2 protein-coding genes and 1 pseudogene are annotated in these 3,073 nt (G+C 44.8%); all 3 read left to right on the top strand.

From position 1 onward, the window contains the following. The first annotated feature begins 74 nt into the window (after nucleotides 1–74). A pseudogene (locus tag R8269_RS23285) lies at nucleotides 75–1,475 on the top strand (undecaprenyl-phosphate glucose phosphotransferase). After that, nucleotides 1,465–2,691 carry an outer membrane beta-barrel protein gene (locus R8269_RS23280; protein ID WP_412079962.1) on the top strand — a complete coding sequence of 409 codons (1,227 nt, stop codon included), beginning with the start codon at nucleotides 1,465–1,467 and terminating at the stop codon, nucleotides 2,689–2,691. The pseudogene R8269_RS23285 and the gene R8269_RS23280 overlap by 11 nt, the downstream one beginning before the upstream one ends. A gap of 12 nt (nucleotides 2,692–2,703) precedes the next feature. Further along, on the top strand, nucleotides 2,704–3,073 hold a 370-nt coding region (locus R8269_RS23275), incomplete at its 3' end, for a polysaccharide biosynthesis/export family protein (RefSeq protein WP_318222678.1).

The raw sequence follows: 3,073 nt of genomic DNA, 5'->3' as shown, positions 1-3,073 counted from the left end.
AATTAAAACGTTCGCGACACGGCTATTGGGCAATCACCCCAATGGCGGTAGCGTGCTAGAAGGGAAACTAGGTCATGAAACACAAAGGACTAATTCGTTCTTATGAGATGGAGTTCGCTTTTTTATATCGCATCTCAGATCTTGCTGTCATTGTCACCTTTATGCTGCTCCTAGTATTGAAAGACACAAATACCTCGATGGATAAGGACTACGTCATCTTGTCCTTCGTCGGGGGTATTTCATTTTTGTTTATGGCGGAGAGCGGCAACCTATATCGCTCATGGCGGACAAGCTCATTTAGAGAGCAAATGTTCATTGTTTGCATGTCGTGGTTAATGACAAGCGCCCTACTTTTCATGGTGCTTTACTTTTCCGAAGTTTACCCTTTGTTTGACCGCAGTATCTTAGCGTTATGGGTTACTATTACGCCGGCATTACTGTTGGCGTGGCGAGTGACCTTTCGTACCGTTTTGGCCTATTTGCGAAAAATGGGCTTCAACACACGCACCGCTATCATCATCGGCCAGACCCCTCACGGCATTACCCTTGCCAACGAGATTCAAAGCCACACCGAGCATGGTGTTCTATTTGACGGCTTCTATGACGAACGCTCTAGCGACAGATTGCCTAGCTCCGAATACCCAATCAAAGGCGCGGTAAACCAAGCGTTAGAACGGGCAAAACGAGAAGAAGTCGATTACGTATACATTGCGATGCCAATGCATGCTAAAGAGCGCATTGCTTCCATCCTGAACCAGTTCTCCGACACCACAGCGAACACCTATCTGATCCCGGATTTCTTTACTTACAACCTGCTCCATTCTCGCTGGGATCAAATAGGTCAAGTTCAAACTCTCAGCGTGTTCGATACGCCTTTTGCTGGCGTTTCATCCTGGATTAAACTCTTCTAAGACATTTTGTTCTCTAGCATTATCTTAGTGTTGATATCACCAATCCTGCTTGCTATCGCCATCGGTATTAAGTTGACGTCAAAAGGCCCTGTAATATTTAAGCAGCATCGTTATGGTTTGGATGGTCGAAAAATCGAAGTTTGGAAGTTCCGCTCGATGACGACGATGGATCAAGGGCCAAACATCAAACAAGCCACGAAAAACGACCCTCGTATTACTCCGTTTGGCGGTTTTCTACGTCGCACCTCATTAGACGAACTGCCGCAGTTTATCAACGTATTACAAGGCACTATGTCGATCGTTGGCCCTCGTCCTCATGCCGTTGCGCACAACGAAGAATATCGTCAGATTGTCGCCCGCTACATGTTGCGCCACAAAGTCAAACCAGGCATTACAGGTTGGGCTCAAATCAACGGCTATCGCGGCGAAACCGACACGCTCGATAAGATGGAAAAGCGCGTCGAGTTTGATTTGGATTACATCCACCATTGGTCGGTTTGGATGGACATCAAAATCATCTTCCTTACCGTGTTCAAAGGCTTTACTGGCTCCAATGCGTACTAAGGCGGCGATGATGAAAACAACAACTCCAGCACTTGCGCTTGCCCTTTGTTCAACAGCTACATTAGCAGAGCCAATGGCGTATCAAACTGAATCTGGCATTGAGTTTATCCCATTGGTCAAAGCCTTCTACGAAGGCGACGACAACATAAACAAAGCGGAAAAATCTCAAGATATAGAATCCGTAAACATTTGGGGACTAGAGCCTAGCTTGTTGGCTCGTATCGAGCGCAATCAATATCGCGCAGATATTCAGTACAAGCTAAAAGCGGGCTTTTCTTCGGACGATAAGAATGATTACGATGACCATACCTTTCAGTTCACCAATTTTTTTGAATTCAATCATCGTCATCGTTTAGTCGTGGATTATCGTTTTCAGGCATTGCATGAAATCCGCGGTGAAGACATCACTGAAGGACAAGGTAACCTTCTCGATTCACCTATCGAGTTTTACCGTAATGATTTGAAAACCAACTACGTGTTTGGCTCTGCTGGTGCGAAAGGACGATTCGAATTTGGCTTAGGCTACAGCGATAAAACTTACCAAAATTATCGTAACGGTTTACCTGGCAAGCCCAACGCAAAAACTAAGTACAACGACTTCCGCGCCCCAAACGCTCACGTTGAGTTTTACCTTAGAGCGACTCCTAAAACCTATTGGTTAGTTGGGACAAAACAAGTCTTCACCGAGTACCTTAATAAAAACCCTCGCGCTGCATCAAAAGACAGCGACACCGGCTTTTACTACACCGGTGCTGAGTGGGAAATATCGGGGAAAACCCAAGGTATCGCAAGGCTTGGCTATCAAGTTAAAGACTTTGATAGTGAACAACGAGAAACCTTCAAAGGCTTTAGCTGGGATATCGGATTTGAATGGCTACCACAGGAGCAAACGTTGGTGACGGTCAAAACTACCCAAGCTGCCGTCAACCCTGACCAAGATGGTGACTACGACTTACAGACTCGTTATCGCCTAGATATCAAACACGATTGGAACAGCTATTTAGCCACTCGTTTAGGTGGCATTTATCAAGAAGATGATTACACCGGCATCACGAGAAACGACGAACGATATACCCTTTCCGCTGGCGTTGATTATCAAATTAGACGCTGGATTCAATTGAAAGCGGATTGGCAATATCAAGACAAAACATCCAATCGTTCAGGTTATAGCTACGACCAAAATGTCTGGACGTTAAGCGCGCAATTTTCGTTGTAACAAGGAATGTTAATGAATCCATTATTCAAGTTAATTGGCCTAGCTCTGCTACTTTTCAGTACTTTTGTTAGCGCGAATTCAAACGAACAAGATTACCTACTCGATACTGGTGACACTATTTCAGTGCAAGTTTACGGGGAGGAAGATCTTTCTATTAAAAACATTCTCATCACGTCAGATGGTTACTTTGATTACCCTTACCTTGGACGAATCAAAGCGATCAATAAAACGCCAAAACAGCTCAAGTACGAAATCGAAACGGGCTTAAAAGGTGACTATCTAATCAACCCGAAAGTCATGGTGACAATCAATTACTTCCGTTTGTTTTACGTCAATGGCGAAGTTCGTAAACCCGGAGGATTTGAGTATCGACCAGGACTGA

It is taken from the genome of Vibrio sp. Vb0667 (assembly GCF_033391095.1).
This window is presented reverse-complemented; position numbering and strand designations above follow the sequence as displayed.

Coding starts and splice junctions, on each gene's coding strand:
- R8269_RS23280 (WP_412079962.1), top strand. CDS start 1,465: ATGCGTACTAAGGCGGCGATGATGAAAACAACAACTCCAGCACTTGCG.